This is a genomic window from Thermogutta sp. (assembly GCF_039793925.1).
In the GTDB taxonomy this organism is placed as follows: domain Bacteria; phylum Planctomycetota; class Planctomycetia; order Pirellulales; family Thermoguttaceae; genus Thermogutta.
The window spans coordinates 1-2,618 of sequence record NZ_JBAMME010000325.1 but is presented as its reverse complement, the minus strand read 5'-3'; the positions used below and the strand labels follow the sequence as shown (position 1 = coordinate 2,618).

Below are 2,618 nucleotides of genomic sequence, written 5' to 3'. Positions count from 1 at the left end.
ACGACTACGACGGCCTGTTCTTTACGCTGGAAGCCCTTCGTTGCTATCACGATTTGGGCCGCTATCAGGCGGAAGTCATCGTTGTGGATAACCACCCCGACGGGCCGTTCGCCGGTGATATCGAGCACTATGTGTCTTCAATCAGGGAGGTACCGGCGCGGCTGATCCGCATGGCCTCACCTGTCGGCACGTCGGCACCGCGGGATGCGGTCTTTCAGCATGCGGCGGGAGAAATTGTCATGGTCATGGATTGTCACGTCCTGCTTACACCGGGGGCGGTTCCTGCTTTACTGGACTTTTTCAATGCCCACCCGGAACCAGCCCTGGTCTCCGGGCCGCTGGTGTCCTACGACCGGGCCTCTGTGTGGACGCACTTCGACCCGATATGGCGCGCCGGCATGTGGGGCATTTGGGGAACCGATCCGCGCGGACTCGAACCGCATTTGCCCGCATTTGAAATCCCGGCAATGGGCCTGGGCCTGTTCGCCTGCCGGAAGAAGCATTGGCCCGGTTTCAATCCCCTTGCCCGGGGCTTCGGAGGTGAAGAGTGCTACATCCACGAAAAGATGCGACGCCGCGGCGGCAAGGCATGGTGCCTGCCCGCTCTCCGCTGGATTCATCGGTTTCACAATCAAACCCGGCCAACGGCCTATCCAAACATCTGGCGCGAGCGCGTCCGTAATTACGTTCTGGAGTTTTTAGAACTCGGCCTCGACGTAACCGCCATTCGCAATCATTTCGTTCATGAGCATCCTGTAATGAGCGAAAGCGACTTCGACGCCTTGCACGCCGAATGTCGTGTTGAATGGGATCAGTATCTTTCCCATTCCGTCACCACAACCAGTACCGTTCCCCCCTACTGGCCGACAGTTTCCGAAGGCACAACCCTGGCGCCGGCCAAAGCCACCGAATCCGGCTGTGGATGTGGAAAGCCCCGGGTCCATTTCGAGAGTCTCCAGGCATGGGTGGACTACGAAAAGCAACAGCTAGGCGAAGACTGTTTCCACGCCATCCGCGACGCCATTTCCGGATCCGGCACGGTTGTTGTCACCGGCCCAAGCCCGTCCGTAGTGGCCGCCTGCCTTGCTGGTCAGCCCCACAAGCTCATCGCGATCAGTCCTGAAAATCCTCAGTGGTGGTGGCCCCAGGCAGTTGCTGTCCGCGGCAGCGCGGAGCTGGTTTATCTGAAAGCCGAACCCGAAAAAATCGGCGTCCCCGGGGTGGATGCCCTGGTCATCGCGGGACTATGCGACGCCGATGCCGCTTTGGCAATCCTGGAACGATACAAGCCTCGACGCCGGGCGGTGATTCACGGAACGGAACATTGCGGGGAGTTCGCCAGCGACCCGTCCCGGCCGGGCCTGCGCCCGGCAATCCGGCGGTTCGTCAAGCAACACCCGGGCTGGCTTACGATACGCCATATCAGCACCGGCGCGGGCCTTACTGTGCTTTCGGCCGATCCCGCCGACCGCCCGCAACTCCCCAGCGCTTGGCAAATGGTGAAAAACTTCGCACGGGCGGTACGGGAACACGTTGCAAGCGGGGCACAAAAGGTCTCAAGGGAAATCCTTGAACAACGTCTGAATATCTGCGCGCTGTGTGATAAGCGAACGGTCGATCAAAACGGCAACGACCGGTGCAGTGTCTGCGGTTGCATGCTGGTGGGCGGAGTCGGCGGGTTCGGCGGAAAGGCCGAATGGGCCGACCAGGAGTGCCCGCTTAGCAAATGGCCACACTAAGGGAGGTCAATCATGAAAATCGCCGTCATCATGCCTGTCTATCGCCGCGTGGCGACGGCCCGCAACGCCACGGCGTGTTTTCTGCTGCAAACGCTACCCGCCGACTGCGAGGCGACTTTGTTCGTGATCGACGACGGAGACACCTTTGATCACATTGCCTTTTTCCCATCGCCGCCGCGTTACGTCGCGCTCTACCGCCGTGCGCGGCGGTTTTCGACGCTGGCGGGCAAGTATAATGCCGCTATGCGCGAAATCCTCAATGACTACCACCCGGACATCTTTGTGCTGTTTGATGACGATGATGTTTATTTACCATGGCACCTCGGCGTCCACGCCGAGACCCTTCGCGGCCGGCGCAAGGGTTGGTCAAAGCCGTCGGAAATACTTACGGACTATCACGGTGACATCCGGCCGGAAAAGGCTGACGGTCGGTTTCACGGGTCAATTGCGTTTACGGCGCACATCGAAAGCCGCTGGGATGAAACAGCCGGGCCGGACTTTGATCAGCGATTCATGGCGGCCCTGCAACAGGAATGCGGGCCGCCCCTGGACACCCTGAAAACATACCCGAAACACAGCTACATATTTCGCTGGCACACCGCACATTACCACGGCCAGTGGTGGATGGACCGTCCCGGAAATGGCTGGTATGAAGAGGCGGAAAAACACGTGCCCGATCCCCCGCGGGCGGTGCTAGCACCGAAGTTCGATGAATTCACCGCAAAGCTGCTGGAGTTGCGACATGGATGCACCTAACGCCCTGTATATCGCTTATCTTGTTCACCGTTATTCTTTCAAGGATCACCGCGAGCTTCGGCGCGAAGCATACGCGCAATGGATTACGATTGGGGGCCGCGAAGAAGGGGGCAAAAAACACGC

Annotated in this window: 2 protein-coding genes; both read left to right on the top strand. The window is 59.6% G+C overall.

Going from position 1 to position 2,618, the window contains the following annotated elements; genetic code table 11:
• The coding region (locus tag ABJK56_RS17590) for a glycosyltransferase (RefSeq protein ID WP_347245981.1) at positions 1–1,739 on the top strand (1,739 nt) is incomplete at its 5' end.
• A gap of 12 nt (positions 1,740–1,751) precedes the next feature.
• Positions 1,752–2,495, top strand: a complete 744-nt coding sequence (locus tag ABJK56_RS17585; protein WP_347245980.1) for a glycosyltransferase — start codon at positions 1,752–1,754, stop codon at positions 2,493–2,495.
• Positions 2,496–2,618 lie beyond the last annotated feature (123 nt).